We start from the raw sequence: 17240 nt of genomic DNA, 5'->3' as shown, positions 1-17240 counted from the left end.
CATCGCGACGCCGCGCTCAGGCAAGTCCGCAACGCTCGTGGACGACGGACCGCTCGACACCGAGACGCCGCGCTCACGCAAGTCCGCACCGCCCGCAGACGAATCGCTCGACACCGCGACGCCGCGCTCACGCAAGTCCGCACCGCCCGCGGACGAATCGCTCGACACCGCGACGCCGCGCTCAGGCAAGTCCGCAACGCTCGTGGACGACGGACCGCTCGACACCGCCGCGCCGCGCGACGGCGCATGGGTCGCCTCTGCGGACGACGCTGTGCTCGATGCGCCCACAACGCGCGCAGGTGCCTGCACCGCATCCGACGCCGCTGCCCCAGTCGACGCCACGACCGCACTCGACGGTGCCTGAGCCGGATCCGACGCCGCAGTGACGCTGTCGGACTCCGGCGCCACGGCCACGGACGACGACGCGTTCAAGGCTGCGGCGTTCTCCGCATCGGTCATCGACGCCGCATCACCGGACGGCGGGACGTTCGACGTACCAACCAACGCCGACACCCCATCCCCCAGCGGCGACTCATCCGATGCCTCTGCGCCCCTGTCACTCAGCGACGGCGCTACCTCGGCAGGACGCGCCGTATCCGGTGCCTTCTCGCCGGCCCCCTGCGCCACGGACTCCGGCTTCTCAGCGGGGCCTTCAACCTCAAGCCCCCGTGCTTCGGAAGCCCCGGCACCCGAGCCGAACCCACTCCGTTCCGTCCCCCTCGCGTACGGCACGGGCTCCGGAACCGACCTCGCCCCCTGCGGCGGCGTCACCACCCGGGCCTTGCCCGGTCCTTCATCCTCCCAGGGGAACTCCGGTCCTCGCGACGCCGTCCGTCCCAGCCCGGCCCACTCGCCCAGGGGGACCTGCACCGTGTCGGCTCGCGGAGCCCTTGCTGGCGGCGCCTGCACCACCGGCATCTCCACCACCGTGTTGCCCAGCTCCGGATCCGACAGCGCCAGCGCGGACACCTCCACGGTCTTCGTCCGGGACTCGTCGTCCTCCGCGGGCGGCCGCCGCGACGGCGCTTCCTTCGCCTTCGCCACCCTCTCGCGCAGCACGTCCAGCACGAAGCGGGCCCTGGCGTCGTCGGGCGCGTCCATCAACAGGCCGTTGAGCACCGCCGCGGCGCGCGCCTCCTGCCCCGTGCGCCGCAACACCCGCGACAGCTGCCGGCGGACCTCACGGCGCACCTCGCCCCGCTCCGTCACCATCGCCGCGTCCAGCAGGGTGATGACGGCGCGCTCCGTGCCCGCACGCAGCGCGCAGCGGACCAGCACCGCCGCGAGCCGGGGCGTCATCGGCAGGGAACGGCTGGCGGACACCAGGCCGGAATACGCCCGCGCCGCCTGCCCCTCCCGGAGCAACCGAGCGGCATCCCGGCAGACCTGGGCCACCGCGCCTCGCACGTCCTCGCCTCGCGACCCCGTCCCCGGTCCGCGAGGAAAGGGCTCCGGCGTCCCTGGGCCCTTGCCGTGTCTCCCGCCACCCATGAAGCCCCCAGTCTACACACGATGCGCGCGACGGGGGCACCCTGTCCGCTCCCACGAAGGGCCCCGGGGTTTCCAGGTGCTCAGGGGGCGGCCGCCGCCCCGATGGCCCCCTCCGGAATGCCCACCCCCGCCGCGTCGAAGAAGGCCCGCAGGTCCTCCGGCACCGGCGCCTCCAGCCGCAGCGGCCGGCCCGTGCGCGGATGGCCCAGCTCCAGCACGTGCGCGTGCAGCAGGCAGCGCGGCGCCATCAGCCTCCCCGCGCTCCCCGCGCCGCCGTAGCGCGCGTCCCCCAGGATGGGGGTGCCCAGCGCCGTCAGGTGCGCCCGGAGCTGGTGCGTGCGGCCCGTCCGCGGCAGCAGCTCCACCAGGCAGAACGCGTCGCCCGCGAACAGCGTCCGGTAGTCCGTCCACGCGGGCACGCCATTGGCCGCGCGGGTCGCCCGCCAGCGCCCCGGCCGAGACGGGTCCTTCGACAGGGGCAGGTCCACCGTGCCGCCCGCCGGAAGCCCCGGCCCCGTCGCCGCGAGGTACCGCTTGCGCGCGGTGCCCTCCCGGAACGCCTCCGCCAGCGCGGACGTGGCCGCGGCCGTCTTGCCGAACACCGTCACCCCGGAGGTCTCCCGGTCCAGCCGGTGCACCAGGCCCGCCTGCCGTCCCAGGTGCTCGCTCACCACGTCCACGAGGCTTCCGCCCACGCGCCCTTCCGTGGGCTGCGCGTTCAGGCCCGCGGGCTTGTCCACCGCGATGACGTCCGCGTCCTCGAACAGCACGCGCAAGGGGGCCGCCGGCTTCGCGGCCTCCAGGGGACTCTGCCCCGCCTCCTCCAGCACCACCGTCACCACCTGCGCGGGCTGCAGCCGCGCCGCCCCGTCCCGCGCGCGGCGCCCCGCCACGTACACGGCGCCCACGTCCACCAGCCGCCGCACGTCCGCCACCGGCAGCCCCAGCTCCGCCGCCACCGCCTCCACCAGCACACGCCCCGCGTGCGCCCCCTCCGCCCGGAACGTCCGGCGCTTCATCGCCCGCCCTCACGGTCCGTCCCCGCGAGGCCCCCGGACCCGGAGCCCCTCCCCGAGCGCCGTATCGCGCCCGGGCCACCTGCCCCCGCGCCCTCCCCTTCCGTGGGGGACTCCAGGGGAGCATGCGGCCGGGCAGCGGAGGTGGAGGACATGGCGCGACACTCTATGCGCGCGGTCCCCACCCTGACGCGGGCTTCCTGTTACCTTCCGCCCCGCCATGGACCGCCCCCTGCTCTCCGTCCGGTCGCGGCTGGATGACTTCCTCGCCGAACTGGCCACCCTCCAGTACCGCTACGGCGCCGGACTCTCCCCGGACCTCCCCGTCGCGCGCCTGTACGCCTCCTTCCCGGAGCTGTCCTCACCGGAGACCTTCGCCGCCGCCAACGAGGCCCTCTCCCGCGCTCGCGGCAAGGACGACCCCGTCGCCGTCCGCCGCATCACGCTCGTGCGCGAGCTCATCGCCACCCAGGTGGAGGAGTCCCTGGCCCTCGCCGCGGCGGACGCCGTCGTCGCGCTGGAGGCCCGCTCCCACATCCCCGCCGACGACACGACGCTGTCGCTGGCCCAGGCCCTGTCGCAGCTGCCGCGCGAATCCAGCCGCTCCCGCCGCGCCCTCCTGGAGCGCGGCGCCGGCAACTTCCTCTGGGACCACCGGGGCCCGTACGGAGACCGGCGCGACGCCGCCCTCCAGGCCGCGGAGGTGCTGGGCTTCCCGGACTACCCCTCGCTGCGCCAGGACGTCACCGGCATCGACGCGGGCAAGCTCGCCGTGGCCGCCGAGGAGACCCTCAAGGCCACCGAGGACGCCTACCGCGACGTGCTGGCCTACGTGCTGCGCAAGCTGGAGCCCACCCTGCGCCCGCTGCCCGGCGGCGAGGCGCGGCGCCACGACGTGCAGCACGCCCTGCGCGCCCCGTGGCTGGACGCCCACTTCCGCCGCGAGGACACCGTCCCCGCCGTGATGCGCTGGCTGTCCGACTGGGGCCAGCACCCGGAGGCCGGCGGCCGCATCCGCCTGGACGACGAGGCCCGCCCCGGCAAGGCCTCACGCCCCTTCGTCGCCGCCGTGCGCGTGCCCCAGGAAATCCGCCTGGTCCTCCAGCCGCGCAGCGGGATGGACGCGCTGGGCGACCTGCTCCACGAACTGGGCCACGCGTGGCACCTGGCCCACGTGGACGAGGACGCCCCCATGGAGCTGCGCCGGCTGGGCGACGCGTCCGTCACGGAGGCCTACGCCGCCACCTTCGAGCGGCTGCTCCTGTCCCCGCCCTGGCTCAAGCGCTACCTGGGCCTGCCGTCCGGCACGACGAAGGACGTCGTGCGCATGGGCGCCTTCCAGGCCCTGGCCGTGCTGCGCCGCCACTGCGCGAAGCTGTCCTACGAGCTGTCGCTCAGCACCAAGGGCGCCTCCGCCGACCGCGCGGACGAGTATGCCGACGGCCAGCGCCGCGCCCTCTTCGCGCAGCCGCACCCGGGCTTCTTCCTGCATGACGTGGATTCGCAGCTCTACGTCACCCGCTACCTGCGGGCCTGGGCCCTGGAGACCCGGCTCACCGCGCACCTGCTGGAGCGGTTCAACGAGGACTTCTGGCGCAACCCCGCCGCCTTCACCTGGCTCAAGGGGCTCTTCGCGCGGGGCGGCGCCGCCGACGCGGAGGGACTGGCCACGGAGGTCTCGGGCACGCCGTTGGCGTTGCCCGAGGCGGGAGCGCGCCTCGTGGCCATCCTCAACCAGTAGGGAAACCGCCCCTACTTCTTCTTGGCGCGCAGCGCGCGGACGATCTTGTCCTTCGCCGCGTTGGCCGGGGCCTCGCGGGTGCGGACCGCGGCGGGCGCCTTGGCGTCGTTGGCCGCCGTGCGCGTCTGGCCGGTGCGCGCGCGCATGGCCTTCATCAGCTGCATCTCGATGACGAGCAGCTCGTCCGCGAGCTCCGCGTTGGCACCCGCGGCGCGGGGCAGCGGCGCGCTCTTGCTGGGGGCGCCCGCGCCGTGGCGCATGCGCAGGGCCTTCTCCTCCTCGGCCGTCAGCGTGGTGGACTTCTCCAGCGCCGCCTTGACCTCTTTCGCGGTCAACGTGCTACTTCCGACCTTGCGCTCCATCTCCGCTCCCTTCGTTGTGCACGCCTGAACACCCGAGCATGTCAGATGCGTCTGGGCCGCAACCGACGAGGATTGTAGAGGCTGCAAGAGGGCCGTCAAAATTTCTTCCAACAGGCCGCTGCCTGTCTGTAGCGACCCGCCCCACCCGCTACAGCTACAGGCGCATCCCCAGGCCCAGGAACGTGGAGCGAAGGTGCTGCCGCTGCCCGGAAAAGGGATCCCCCCTGGCGGAGAAGTTCTGGTAGCGCGCCTCGGCGGAGAGGAAGAGGTTCTTCCCCAGCTCCAGGCCCACGCCACCGCAGAACTCGAAGCCCACCTGGAGCACGCGGCTGCCCAGCGCGTCCGGGGCCACGGGCTGGGGCCGTGAGTGGGGCACCAGCAGGCTGGCCCCCACGCCCAGGAAGGGCCGCACCCGGGTGTCCCCCAGGGGCACCACGCGCACGGACATGGGCGTCACCTCCGTCAGGTGCCGGCTGGACGCCAGGTGTCCGCCCACCTCCAGCACCGCCCCCGGCTTGCGGTACGCCCAGCCCAGGCCCGCGCTGTAGCCCACGGTGCGCCCCACCTCCGCGTCGCCCTTGAGCATGTAGGCCCCCAGCGGCGCGACGGTGATGCCCAGGTTGCGGGCCGGTTCGGCGAGGGCCGGGGTCGCCAGGAGCGCGAGCCCGGCGCACGCCAGGGGGAGGGGGGAGCGGAACATGGCGCTCCCCCAGAGCAAGGCCAGGGCCAGGGGGGTTCCCCAGCCGCATCAAGCACTTACGGGGAGGCCCCGGGGGCAACGGCGGCCCGCGCAGGACACGGCCGTCACAGCCTCCAGGGGCCGGCGCACCTCCGAGCTTCCTGGCCGTGAAGCCGTGGGGCTTCCAACGGTCAGGAGGCGTGGGACGGACTTCAGTTGGCCTCGCCCTCGTCTTCCGGGTCGGGGGCGCCGGGCGTGGCGCCCGGGGTGGCGGGCGAGTCCCCCGGCTTGGTGCGCGGGATGCCGAAGTGGTCCAGCGCGTCCGCGATGCCCTGGGGCTTGTCCGCGTCCGGCAGGAAGTCCTGGGGCGGCTGGAGCTGGGGGTCCTTGCCAATCTCCGTCAGGCTGGACTCCAGCGTCATGCGCAGCTCCGCGGCCTCCGGGGTCTTCTCCTGGGGCACGCCGATGCGCCCGTCCAGCCGGGCCTTGAGGACGACGGACGTGGCCGCGTCCACCAGCACCTCGCCCTCCAGCGAGCGGGGCAGCCGGTGCGCGAAGAAGTTGGCGCGGCGCTTCGTCGTCTCGTCCGCGTTCTTGGGGGAGAAGGCGGCGGGCATCTTCTTCGGCGTGCCGCCCTCCTGGGGGGCGCCCAGGGAGACGTTGTACTTCCACGCGGTGCGCCCCTCGTGGGTGACGGTGCCCGCGGGGGTGAGCTTGATGCGGCCCTGGAAGAGGCTGTCGAAGTCGCGGATGGCGCCCGTCAGCTCCGTGCGGGTGCGCTCGGCCATGCCGCGGTCGCGCAGGCGCTGGCGGTACGGGCCGTAGCGGTTGCGAGCGAAGACCTGGCCCTTCACGCGCATCACCTCCAGGCCCTGGTCCCGCGAGTTCTCCAGGATGCCGTGGAAGTCGCCGTTGACGCCGCCGGGGCCCGCGCGGAAGGAGCGCGTCTCCGTGAGCTTCACGGGGTTGTTGCCGCTGGGGCCGGCCCACTCGTAGCTGAGGGTGGACTGGAAGAAGTGCGGGCCCAGTCGCTCGGTCACCTCCGCGGCGTCCATGCCCAGGATGCGGCGGGAGACCTGGGGGTTGTCCGCGACGTCTTCCGGCGGCAGCTTCTCCTTCGCCGAGGCCACCACCTTCGGCGGGTCCTCCGCCGAGAAGATGCGGGCCTTGGCCGCCTTGTCGACGGGGTCGGAGCAGCCGGTGGCTGCCAGGACCAGGGCGAGGGCGGCGGACTTCGTCAGACTTCCCACGGAACCTCCACGACCAGGACGGCGGGGGCGGCAAGTTACGTGGGGGGGACAGGAGCGGCAAGCGGTGGCTTGCGTGCGGCCGTGCAAGGGATAGAACGCCCAACCCATGCAGAACCTGCGAGACAAGTTGTTGAAAGCGGGCCTCGTCTCCGAGGAGCAGGCCAAGAAGTCCGACTCCACGCCCTCGGCGCCACGGCGCCAGGAGGACAACCGGGGGAGCGCTCCACGCGCGCCTGCCCGGCCAGGACGTGATGAGAATCGGACAGCCGGAGGCCCGCCGCGCCGTGACGACCGCGGAGCACCGCCGCGCCGTGAGGGCGGTGGCGGTCCGCCGCGCGGCGCCGGAGGTCCCCCGCGCCACGGTGCCGGAGGTCCCCCGCGTCAGGGCGGAGGCTTCCGGGGTCCCCAGGGCGGGTTCGGCGCGGCCTCGCGTCCGGGCGCGCCCGCGGAGAAGCCCATCCCGAAGCTGCCGCCCATGCCGGGCTCCAAGGCCTACCAGCGCGCCGAGTCCAAGAAGCAGGTGGAGCTGGACCGCGCCCTGCGCGAGCTGGTGCTGGGCGCCCAGGTGCCGCAGGAGCCGGGTGAGACGACCTTCTACTTCATGACGCGCAAGGGAAAGCTGCGCCGCATGGAGCTGAGCCCCGCCCAGGCCAAGCAGTTGGAGGACGGCGAGCTGGGCGTGGTGGAGCGCCCGGAGCCCGCGCAGATCGAGCACTCGCTGGTGCCCGCCGCCGCGGCCGAGCAGATGTACGCGCTGTCCGCCAAGGCCGTGCGCTTCTTCAACCGCAAGGAGAACCCCGTCGGCTTCATGAACGACGAGGAGCTCAAGGCGCAGCAGGCCGCCGAGGCCTCCGGCACCGCGGTCGAGACGCCCGACGAGCCCGAGGCCTCCGAGGAAGCTGGCGAGTCCGGGGAAGCCGAGGCGTCCGCCGAGGCCCCTGCCTCCGAGCCTTCGTCCGAGCCTTCGGGCGAAGGCGGCACCCAGTCCTGACGTTCCTTCCCGTGCCCTCCCCTCCTTCCCGTCCGGGAGCGAGGGGAGGCGCGGCTTCCACCGGCGTCCGCGTCAGCCGAACGCGTCGATGCCGGTGATGGCCTTGCCCAGCACCAGCGTGTGCACCTCGTGGGTGCCCTCGTAGGTGAAGACACTCTCCAGATTCAGCATGTGGCGCACGGGCGGATAGTCGTCCGTGATGCCGTTGGCGCCGTAGATGCTGCGGGCCACGCGGGCGATGTCGAGCGCGCTCTTCACGTTGTTGCGCTTGGCCAGGCTGACCATCACGGGGTTGCTCTTGCCCTCGTCCTTGAGGCGCGCGAGCCGCAGGCTCAAGAGCTGCGCCTTGACGATCTCCTGGAGCATGTCCGCCAGCTTCTCCTGCGTGAGCTGGTAGCCGGCGATGGACTTGCCGTCGAACTGCGTGCGGGACAGCGCGTATTCGCGCGCGCCCTCGAAGCAGGCGATGGCCGCGCCCGTCACCGCGAACGCGATGCCGGCTCGCGCGTTGTTGAGACACGACAGCGGCCCCTTGAGGCCCACGACGCCGGGCAGCACGTTGCGGTCCGGCACGCGCACGTCCTGGAAGGACAGCTCGCTGGTGCGCGACGCGCGCAGGGAGAACTTGCCGGGGATCTCCCGCGCGCTGAAGCCGGGCATCCCCTTCTCCACCAGGAAGCCGCGCACGGACTCCGGGCCGCCGTCCTCCGTCTTCGCCCACACCACCGCGACATCCGCGATGGAGCCGTTGGTGATCCAGGCCTTGGTGCCGTTGAGCACCCAGGTGTCCCCGTCCTTCCGCGCGCGGGCGCGCATGCCGCCGGGGTTGGAGCCGAAGTCGGGCTCGGTGAGGCCGAAGCAGCCGATGAGCTGTCCCTTCGCCATGCCCGGCAGGAAGCGCGTCTTCTGCTCCTCGCTGCCGAAGGCGTGGATGGGGAACATGCACAGCGAGCCCTGCACGGACGCGAAGCTGCGCAGGCCGGAGTCACCGCGCTCCAGCTCCTGCAGCACCAGGCCGTAGCTGACGGTGTTCATGCCCGCGCAGCCGTAGCCCTGGAGGTTCGCGCCCAGCACGCCCAGCTCCGCCAGGCCCGGGATGAGGTGCGCGGGGAAGGTGCCGTCGCGGAAGTGCTTTCCGATGATGGGCAGCACCTCCGCGTCCACGAAGCGGGCCACCGCGTCGCGGGCGGCCTTCTCCTCGGCGGACAGCAGGTCGTCGATGCGGAACAGGTCGGTGATGTCGGCGCGGGGCATGGCGGCGAGCTTGACGTCGCCATGCGGGAGCCGTCAAACCAACGGCGCCTCAGTGCTTCGCGGGGGCGAGCGCTTCCACGTCCGCGTCGCGCAGGAAGTTGACCAGCGGACCGTCGATCTTCCGCTGACCGTCCACCCCCACGGTGGGCTTGAGGAAGAAGAGGTTGTTCCAGTTGAAGTCATACAGCGCCTGCTCGGCAGCGTCGTTCCAGGTCCCGTCCATGCGGCCGTCGTAGTACCCGAGCTTGTGCAGCACGCGCTTCACGACCTTCGTGGTCTCCTTGTCCAGCGGGATGAGGTCCGACGCGTACGGCGCGGCGACGCCCGCCTGGTAGCGGTTCATCTCCACGTCCAGCTCCCGCAGCGCGTTCCGGCTGCTGTGCACGACGGCGTCCGCGAGCACCTTCGTGTAGAAGACCGCGTCGTTCTCCGAGCTCCAGACGCGGATGACGCCGGAGCGCTCGCCGTTGTTGTCGCCGCCCACCTTGGCCCCCGCCTTGAGCGACGCGAGCAGCCGCTGCGGCAGGCTCCCCGTGGCCTGCTGGAAGCCCGTCGCCATGGCGGCGCAGATGGTGGCGGTGGTCTGGTTGTTGGCCTGCACCACGAAGGTGGCGCCCTTCACCGCGCAGCGCTGTGAGGCGCTCTCCGCGCCGGTCTGCTGGCCCACCGTGATGGTGCCATCGGGGTTGAGCTTCACCGCGGCGAGCTGCCGGTAGTCCGCGTACGGATCCACGGTGAACACGTAGTCGATGGCGGCCTGGGCCGTGTCGCCCGCGTCGGTGCGGGCGATGACCGCCTCGGCGTCATCCACCGACGGGTAGAACATGGAGGCTACCGCCACGTCCGGACGGCCGTAGGGCACCAGACCGCTGATGCCCGCGGGGAAGGAGATGCTGGCCACGCCGCAGGACTTCTCCACCGCGTCGCACGCGACGATGGCGCGCGTGCCCAGGATGCGCGGGTTGATGCCGTTGGGCGCCGCGGCGATGGCGGACGTGGACGCGAACATCATGCAGCAGAGGGCCAGCAGGCCACGCTTGAAGGTCTTCATGTGCAGGGGACTCCGATGCCGTCTTTGATGTCTTGAAGAGTCCCCGGCAGCGCAAATGATGCATTTCGTCGCGCACCGTCCGCGCGGATGACGCGCGGGGCTCTATGCTCACCGGCCATGGCAAGCGAGACGACGAAGACCGTGGTGGTGACGGGCGCCAGCCGGGGCATTGGCCGCGCGGTGTCCCTGGCGTTCGCGCGCGAGGGCTATGACGTCTGGGCGCTGGCGCGCTCGGCGGAGTCGCTGGAGGCGCTGCGCAAGGAAGGCGGAGAGCGCATCCGCACGCTCACGGTGGACGTGGCGGATGAGTCCGCGCTGCTCGCCGCGTGCAAGACCGTCCTGGCGGCGGGCACGCCCCGGGTGCTGGTGAACAACGCGGGCATCACCGTGTCCGCGCCGCTGACAAAGACGTCCACGGCGGACCTGGCGAAGGTGATGGCGGTGAACGTGACGGCGCCCTTCCTCCTGTGCCGCGAGCTGATGCCCGCCATGGCCTCCGCGGGCGGCGGGAGGGTCATCAACATCGGCTCCATCACGGCGACGCGCGGGGCGAAGTACACGTCCGCGTACTGCGCGTCGAAGCACGCGCTGCTGGGGCTGACGCGCGCGCTGTCGGTGGAGTACGCGCGCAAGAACGTCACCGTGAATATCGTGAACCCGGGCTGGGTGGAGACGGACATGTTCGCGGGCGCGACGGCCGCCATCACCAAGACGACGGGCCGCAGCGAGGAGCAGGCCCGCGAGGCCCTGGCCGGGATGAGCGCCATGGGCCGCATCATCCAGCCGGAGGAGGTGGCCGCGATGTGCCTCTTCCTCGCGTCGGAGGCGGCGGCGCCCATCACCGGCGCGGCCTACGCCATCGACGGTGGCGAGGCGGCGTAGCGCGCGCCCGGCCTCACCGCGCGAGCCGTCACAGGCGGTACTGCGCCACGATGTTGCTGACCTCGTGGGACGCGGTGGTGAGGCGCGCGGCGGCCACGGCGCTCGTGGCCACGCGCTCCACCGTCTCGTCCGCCAGCCGCGTCAGGTCGCTGAGCGCGGCGAACAGCTCCGCGATGCCCGCGTCCTGCTGGCTCACCATGTCCGCGATGCTCTTCACGGACACGCTGTTGTTCTGGATGACCGCGGCCAGCGCGCGCAGGCTCTCACCCGCCGCGCGCGCCTGGTCCAGGCCGCCCTCCACCTCGCGCGTGCCGCCCTCGCTCGTCTGCACCGCCTCGGAGATGGCGCGGCCGATGTCGCCCAGGATGGACTGCACGCGCGCCGTGGCCGTCGCGGACTGGTCCGCCAACGACCGCATCTGCCGGGCCACCACCGCGAACGCCCGGCCCGCCTCGCCGCTGCGCGCGGCCTCGATGGCCGCGTTCAGCGCCAGCACGTTGGACTGGTCCGCCAGGTCCTTCACCGTGCCGGTGATGTCGCCCACCTGCCGCGTGCGCTGCCGCAGCTCCGACACCGTGTTGGAGATGCGCTCCACCTGCGAACGGATGTGCGTGAGCCCACCCACGCTGCCCGCCACCGCGGACTCGCCCGCCTGCCCCACCGCGCCCGCCTTCTCCGCCTCGCGCAGCACGCCCGTCGCCCGCTGCGCCGCCGCGCGCGAGCTCTCCTGAAGCTGCCGCGCGGCGATCTGCGTCTGGTGCAGCGCCGCCGCCTGCCGCGTCACCGCGAGGTTCTGGTCCGACGCGGAGTTCGCCAGCTCCAGCGCCGTCGCCTCCAGCTCCTGCGCGGAGTTCTTCAGCGCCAGCAGCACCGCGCGCAGCCGCGCCATCATCTCCCGGAAGGACGTGGCCAGTTGGCCAATCTCATCGTGCGAGTGGATGTCCAGCGTGCCGCTGAAGTCGCCCTCGGCCACCACCCGCGCCGCCGCCGCCGTCAGCGCGCCCAGCGGCGCCATCATGCGCCGCACCAGCAGGAAGACACCCCCGCCCGCCAGCAGCGCCACGAGCAGCCCCAGCCCCAGCACCGCCATCAGCGTGCTCCGCATGCGCGCCCACTCCGCCTGGGCGCCGCGCGCCATCACCAGCTCCAGCCCCTCCCCCACCTGCACCCGCGCCACGTGCAGCGACGCGCCGCCCACGTCCACCTCGGCGCCGTCCGCCTCATGGCTCGCCCCCAGCAGCGCGGGCGCCTGGACCGCGTGCAGCCACTGCGCCACCAACCGGGGTCCCACGTGCAGCAGCGACTCCAGGTGCTCGCTCCCCTCGCCCAGCCGCTTCAGCTCCTCCGAGCCCAGCTCCGCCCCCAGCACCAGGGAGCCCACCGGCGCGCCGTTGGCCTGGAGCGGCTGCGCCACCGCGAGCAGCGGCGCGCCCGTGGCCGGCAGCAGCACCTGCCCCTGCTGGCGCACCACCTTCGGAAGGCCCGGCAGGTCCTCCTCGCCCGTGGACGCGATCACCGTCCCGTCCACGCCCACCAGCATCAGCAGGTCCACGCCCAGCACCGCGCGCTGTTCGTTCAGCAGGGCGGCCGCCTCCGCGCGCCCCCGGGAGAAGGCCCGCGCGAACGCGGGGTTGGCCACCGCCACGTGCCCCAGCTCCGCCAGGACCCGCAGCTCCTGCTCCTTCAGCGCCTGCCAGCGGGTCGCATCCCGCGTCAGGGCGGAGGCCATCTCGGACTCCACGCGCGAGCGCAGGGACAGCCCCATCAACGTCACGGTGAGCAGCGTGAGGGCGATAACGACGGCGGTGAGGGCCGCGGTCAGGCGTGCGGCAAGACTGAGCGTCATACGCAACGGGTGCTCGGACGAGGGGAGGGGGACGCGAGGGGGGAGTCCCCAGATTAACCTGGAATAAACGAAGGATTGAAGTCCCTGTGTCGGGTGACTCCCCCTCCGTCCGGCCGGACCCATCGCGTCGGGTCGGCGGTCAGGGCCGACCTGTGGGGTTCAGGGCCCCGCACTCCCAGCGTGTGACGCGCGGGCGGGCGCTCAGACCGCCACGCGCAGCACCACGGCGGTGATGTTGTCGCGGCCCCCGGCCTCGTACGCGGCGGAGACGAGCGCGTCGCACGCGGCCTGGGCGGAGGGCGCGCGCAGCTGCTCCTTGAGCAACTCCGGGCCCAGCGGCTCATACAGCCCGTCCGAGCACAGCAGGAAGATGTCCCCGGGCTGAGTCTCCAGCCGCTGCAGGGTGGGCTCCGCGTTCTCCGTGCCCAAGGCGCGGGTGATGAGATGGCGCAGGTTGGCCGGGTTGCCGGGCGGCTCACGCCCGGCCGCGCGCAGCTCCTCGATGAGCGAGTGGTCGCGCGTGAGCGACTCCAGGCGGCCCTCGCGCAGGCGGTACAGGCGGCTGTCGCCCACGTGGGCCACCGCGGCCCAGCGCTCCCCCACCGCGAGCGCCACCACCGTGGAGGCCATCTCCTTGAGCTTGCCCACGCGGCGCACGCGCAGGGTGCGCTGGGCGAGCGCGGTGCACGCGGCCAGGTAGTTCTCCTCGCGGCTCCGGGCGGGGTCCACCGCGTCCGGCCAGGTGCCGTCGCGGTCCCGGTCCAGCCGGTCGCTGAAGCCCGCGAAGGTGTCCACCACGCACTGGCTGGCGACCTCCCCGCCCTCCTGCCCGCCCAACCCGTCCGCCACCACGAAAAGCCCTCGTTCGGGCAGCACGCAGTACGCGTCCTCGTTGTGCGGCCTGCGCCCGATGTGGGTCTGCCCCGCGCTCTCGAATCTCATCACCACCGCCTCCTGGCCAGGCTCCCAGACAGCAAACGGGAGGCCAGCGCCCCGGTCTCTTCATCCCCGGGACGCCCCCACGGGGTTGTCGCCCTTGAAGAACGTCCGGGTTCGAGTTCCCTCCGCGCACCCTCGCTCCCCTGTCCGCCGAGCGACGTTGCGGCCATCCCCGCTTCGCCCCGCCACGACTTTTCAACGGGCGGTACACCCTGGAGGCCAGGGCCGGCGGCGCGATGCGGACGTGGGGCAAGAAAGGAGGTCATGGGCGCCGGTAGGATATCGGGCCTCGCGTCCAATAGGGATCGCGCGAGTCCCCCTAGCAACTCCCGCCGGGACCGGCGGACAATGCAGGAGCCGCCCGCCTTGCGGGCCATCACCCGAGGAGAACCATGACCTCCATCCGCCGCGTGGGTTCTGGCATCTCGACGTCCCGGGCCTGGGGCATCGCCACCGAGCTGGAGGTGACCGCCCCGGTGAAGCAGCAGCCCATGACGCCGGTGGAGCCGGTGCGGCGGGGCTTCTCCGACGAGAGCGACTTCAAGGCGGACGCCGACGGCGACCTGGCGGGGGCGCTGCTCGAGGACCTGGGGCTGACGCCGGACACGTCCTCGGAGACGCGGGGGCGCGCGGCGGGCCTGGAGGCCCCGGAGCCCCGGGCCGCGCTCCTGGAGAACGCGCAGCTGCGCACCTTCGCGGGCGAGAGCACCTTCGAGGACGCCGCGCCCGCCTACGCGCAGCTGCTGGGCGCGCCGCAGACGTCGATTCCGCTCATGCAGGCGCGCCACTTCCAGCAGGCGGAGCGCCGCGCGGAGGCCCCGCCGGCGGATCCGTCCATGGACCCGTCCGACATCCTGTCGCCCGACGCGGCCGCGTGGGAGCTCCAGAACCTGGACACCATGCCCTCCACCGTCTCCGCGCAGGAGGCGGAAGACCTGCTGTTCCTCCTGGAGTCCGGCGACCTGTCCAGCCTGAGCGACGAGGAGCTGCGCGCGCTGAGCGACGACATGGGCGCGGAGGACGCGGAGGCGTCCGACGATGCGGCCGGCCTGGAGGCGTCCGGGACGCCGGACGACCCGGACGGGTTCCTGGCCACCATGGAGGACGGCGGACCGGACGGGGTCCAGGAAGCGCCGCCGCTGCTCGCGTCGACGGGTGACTTCCTCGCGGACGCGGACGACTTCACGATGGAGGCCGTGCAGGCCGAGGCCGCCTACGCCGCCGCGTACGCGGAGGCCCGCGCGACGGGCGGCGCTCCCGGCGTGGAAGCCCCGGCCGCGCGGCGCGAGGCGCCCGCTTCCGAGCCGGAGCCAAGCGTCTTGGTGGCCCCCCACGTGGAGGCCGCGCCCGCGGACGAGGTCATGGACATCGACGACGTGCAGGACGCCGACCTCGTGGAGGCCGACGCGGCCCACACGCCGCCGCCTCCGCCGCTCGAGTCCTGAGCCCGGGCCCCGGGGTTCGGTGACGCTCAGGGCGCGGGCGTGTCCTTGAGCGCGGCGTCGAGCTGCTTCTGCGCCTCCATGACGTCCTTCTCCAGCTCGTTCGTGTAGCGGTCGCGCTCCGGGCTCCTCCACTCCGCGTCGGAGAACTGCTGGAGCGAGTACTCGCGCGTGGTGTGCACGGGCCCGCGCAGCGTGACCATCAGCTCGCGGTCCGGGTCGCCCATCTCCTTGAGCAGGAAGCCCTCCACGTCGCGCAGGGTCAGCGGGAACGTGGGCGCCTCGTCGCGGATGAGCTTGCCGAAGACGTTGAGCTTCACCTCCTGCGCGCCCTCCGCCAGCTCCTCGTTGAACGACACCGACGCGAACGGCACGCCGCCCTCGTCGTCCAGCCGGCCGGACACCACGTACCGCCCCGCCTTGCGGACCTGGACGGACAGGTACAGGTCCAGCGACCCCGCCTCCACCGCCTCGCGCACCCGGCGGGTGAACGTGGCCGGCGGCGCGGGCGTGTAGACCACGTCGAAGAACGCCGAGTCCTCCAGCGACCCCGAGCGCACGCGCACGTCCACGCGCAGCGTGCCGGAGAACATCGCGAAGCCCTGCTTCGACGGCTGGAAGCGCCCGGTGATCATCCCGTCACCCGCCACCGTGTCACCGCCCTGCCCCGCGTCCGTGAAGACCACCGGCACGCCCGGCACACCGCCAGCGCCCACCAGGTGGTCCGCCTCGTGCGCCAGCGCGGACACCACCTCGCACGGGCGCGGCGTGCGGCGCGAGTCCTCGCACGCCACGCCGAGGAGCACCGCTTCGTCACCGACGACGAACACCTTGTCCTGCTTGAGCCGCAGCTGCACGTCGGAGGTGCCGTCCTCCGCGGCCTTCGGGCTCAGGGGCCGCGTGCGCTCCGGCTCCGCCAGCTCCATCTGATCCGGATGCTCGCGGCTGGGCCGCGACTCCGGCGGATAGCGCGTGGCCGCCACGTAGGACTCCAACGAGCGCTTCGCGCGCTCCAGCCGCTTCTGCCACAGCTCGCGGCGGGCCTCGCGCTCGCGGGCCTCCGGGCTGAGCAGTGACGGCGCGGCGGGCTCGGCCGCCATGGCCGCGCCGCGCTCCGCCGGTGCCCGCGCCACCTCACGGGGGTCGGACACCGGGGAGGAGGCGGGCTCGGGTGCGCCCTCCGGCGCTTCGGCCCCTTCGCTTCCCTGCCACCAGAAGAACGCCACGCCCACGAGCACCAGGGGCACGAGGGCAAGCAACCACCGGCCGTGGCGCAGCCGGGAGGCGGAAGAGACGGGACCGTCGTCGCGTGTCATGAGCGGACTTCGCCGGAGGGGGCGGGGGAAGCCGTCAGTCTAGTACGCGTACGTGGCGACGTCCTCGCGCACCTTGGAGACGATGCCGCCCCAGTTGCCGTTGGCGTAGTGGTTGTACGCCTCGCCGTCATCGCGCAGGGACACGGTGTGGAAGCTCCACTTCGCCCGGCCGTCGCTGCACGCCGACGTGCCCGTGTTGAGCGTGCCGCCGCAGAACCAGTCGCCCGGGTTGCAGTAGGACCCGTTGCCGCTGCCGGACACACCGCCCGTGGAGTGGTAGGCCACCGCCTCGTCGTCCTGGCCCGGGAGGATGCCGGAGTACAGCGTGCCCTTGGAGCCGGCGAACATGTAGAACCACACGTTGCGCGTGGTGTTGTGGTTGTACATGGCGCGCGCCGTGGTGGTGACCAGGTCGCTCACCAGCGGCTCGCTCACCGCCCAGTCGCCGTGGTCCGCCAGCTCGCTGCCGCCGCCCGCGCCGGACGCCACGTCCACCCACTTGATGTTCCAGCCCGTCTGCGAGGAGCCGTCCGTGTTGCCGCACTCGCCGTTGGCGTTGGGCGTGGCGTTCTTCTTCTGCCGCGCGCTCCCGCCGTACAGCGACAGCGCGTAGCCGATCTGCAGGTCACCGGCGCTGTGCGCGGCGATGTAGCACCAGTTCGTGCCCGTGCAGAAGCAGTCCAGCGCGTTGCGGATCCGGTAGTTCTCCGCGCCCACGCGCTGCGTGCCGTTCCAGTTGACCGCCTTCTTGTTCACGCCCGCCGCGGTGGTGGACGGCCCCCAGTAGCTGAAGTCGTTGTAGTTGCCCGCCTGCGTCGTGTTGCCGTTCCTGCCGTGGATCCACAGCGTGTAGTTCGTCGCGGCGGCCTCGGTACCCACCAACAGCGTCGCGGCGGTCACGGCCGCGCCAATCAGCATCTTCATCGGGGTGTGTCTCCTGGCCTCTCGGGGGGATGAGAGGGCTTCCGCACGGCCCCAGG

The 17240-nt window shown here is 72.9% G+C and carries 15 protein-coding genes; 5 read left to right on the top strand and 10 right to left on the bottom strand.

Annotation, left to right across the window (positions count from 1 at the left end):
• Nucleotides 1–37 precede the first annotated feature (37 nt).
• A complete protein-coding gene (locus tag AABA78_RS24515; protein ID WP_338266315.1) occupies nt 38–364 on the top strand; it encodes a hypothetical protein in 327 nt (108 codons plus the stop codon).
• Nucleotides 365–1571: 1207 nt separating this feature from the next.
• On the opposite strand, the gene AABA78_RS24510 is transcribed toward AABA78_RS24515, so the two are convergent.
• Nucleotides 1572–2510, bottom strand: a complete 939-nt coding sequence (locus AABA78_RS24510; RefSeq protein ID WP_338266314.1) for an RluA family pseudouridine synthase — start codon at nt 2508–2510, stop codon at nt 1572–1574.
• Nucleotides 2511–2727: 217 nt separating this feature from the next.
• Here AABA78_RS24510 and AABA78_RS24505 point away from each other — a divergent pair, with 217 nt between their 5' ends.
• A complete protein-coding gene (locus tag AABA78_RS24505; RefSeq protein WP_338266310.1) occupies nt 2728–4248 on the top strand; it encodes a peptidase M3 in 1521 nt (506 codons plus the stop codon).
• Between the two features lie 11 nt (nt 4249–4259).
• On the opposite strand, the gene AABA78_RS24500 is transcribed toward AABA78_RS24505, so the two are convergent.
• The 3 genes from AABA78_RS24500 to AABA78_RS24490 form a co-directional block, all read right to left on the bottom strand.
• The gene (locus AABA78_RS24500; RefSeq protein ID WP_171422093.1) at nt 4260–4610 is read right to left on the bottom strand and encodes a hypothetical protein; all 351 of its coding nucleotides are present in this window, start codon (nt 4608–4610) and stop codon (nt 4260–4262) included.
• A 154-nt stretch (nt 4611–4764) separates the two neighbouring features.
• The gene (locus AABA78_RS24495) at nt 4765–5310 is read right to left on the bottom strand and encodes a hypothetical protein (protein WP_338266307.1); all 546 of its coding nucleotides are present in this window, start codon (nt 5308–5310) and stop codon (nt 4765–4767) included.
• A 191-nt stretch (nt 5311–5501) separates the two neighbouring features.
• Nucleotides 5502–6539 (bottom strand): hypothetical protein, encoded by a 1038-nt coding sequence (locus tag AABA78_RS24490; RefSeq protein WP_338266305.1) that lies wholly within the window; start codon nt 6537–6539, stop codon nt 5502–5504.
• Nucleotides 6540–7014: 475 nt separating this feature from the next.
• Here AABA78_RS24490 and AABA78_RS24485 point away from each other — a divergent pair, with 475 nt between their 5' ends.
• Nucleotides 7015–7530: a DUF2058 family protein gene (locus tag AABA78_RS24485; protein ID WP_338266304.1), complete on the top strand. Its 516-nt coding sequence runs from the start codon at nt 7015–7017 to the stop codon at nt 7528–7530.
• Between the two features lie 72 nt (nt 7531–7602).
• On the opposite strand, the gene AABA78_RS24480 is transcribed toward AABA78_RS24485, so the two are convergent.
• Together AABA78_RS24480 and AABA78_RS24475 are read right to left on the bottom strand one after the other, a co-directional pair.
• The gene (locus AABA78_RS24480) at nt 7603–8784 is read right to left on the bottom strand and encodes an acyl-CoA dehydrogenase family protein (protein ID WP_171437152.1); all 1182 of its coding nucleotides are present in this window, start codon (nt 8782–8784) and stop codon (nt 7603–7605) included.
• A gap of 49 nt (nt 8785–8833) precedes the next feature.
• Complete coding sequence (locus tag AABA78_RS24475) at nt 8834–9835, bottom strand: DUF1028 domain-containing protein (RefSeq protein ID WP_338266300.1); 1002 nt, start codon at nt 9833–9835, stop codon at nt 8834–8836.
• 117 nt (nt 9836–9952) lie between these two features.
• Between AABA78_RS24475 and AABA78_RS24470 the strand changes: the two genes are divergently transcribed.
• Nucleotides 9953–10717, top strand: a complete 765-nt coding sequence (locus AABA78_RS24470; protein WP_338266298.1) for an SDR family NAD(P)-dependent oxidoreductase — start codon at nt 9953–9955, stop codon at nt 10715–10717.
• 28 nt (nt 10718–10745) lie between these two features.
• Here the strand turns inward: AABA78_RS24470 and AABA78_RS24465 are convergent, their stop codons facing one another.
• A complete protein-coding gene (locus tag AABA78_RS24465) occupies nt 10746–12563 on the bottom strand; it encodes a methyl-accepting chemotaxis protein (RefSeq protein WP_338266296.1) in 1818 nt (605 codons plus the stop codon).
• A 201-nt stretch (nt 12564–12764) separates the two neighbouring features.
• Nucleotides 12765–13505, bottom strand: coding sequence for a PP2C family protein-serine/threonine phosphatase (locus AABA78_RS24460; RefSeq protein WP_338266295.1), 741 nt, complete (start codon nt 13503–13505; stop codon nt 12765–12767).
• Nucleotides 13506–13894: 389 nt separating this feature from the next.
• Here AABA78_RS24460 and AABA78_RS24455 point away from each other — a divergent pair, with 389 nt between their 5' ends.
• Nucleotides 13895–14947: a hypothetical protein gene (locus AABA78_RS24455; RefSeq protein WP_338266294.1), complete on the top strand. Its 1053-nt coding sequence runs from the start codon at nt 13895–13897 to the stop codon at nt 14945–14947.
• A 26-nt stretch (nt 14948–14973) separates the two neighbouring features.
• On the opposite strand, the gene AABA78_RS24450 is transcribed toward AABA78_RS24455, so the two are convergent.
• Nucleotides 14974–16260 carry a hypothetical protein gene (locus tag AABA78_RS24450; RefSeq protein WP_338266293.1) on the bottom strand — a complete coding sequence of 429 codons (1287 nt, stop codon included), beginning with the start codon at nt 16258–16260 and terminating at the stop codon, nt 14974–14976.
• 39 nt (nt 16261–16299) lie between these two features.
• Nucleotides 16300–17184 (bottom strand): hypothetical protein, encoded by an 885-nt coding sequence (locus AABA78_RS24445; protein WP_338266292.1) that lies wholly within the window; start codon nt 17182–17184, stop codon nt 16300–16302.
• Nucleotides 17185–17240: the final 56 nt, after the last annotated feature.

Origin of the sequence: Corallococcus caeni, from assembly GCF_036245865.1 — a bacterium.
In the GTDB taxonomy this organism is placed as follows: Bacteria; Myxococcota; Myxococcia; order Myxococcales; family Myxococcaceae; genus Corallococcus; species Corallococcus caeni.
Note: the sequence above shows the minus strand (reverse complement) of the source record. Positions and strands in the feature narration are given on the sequence as shown.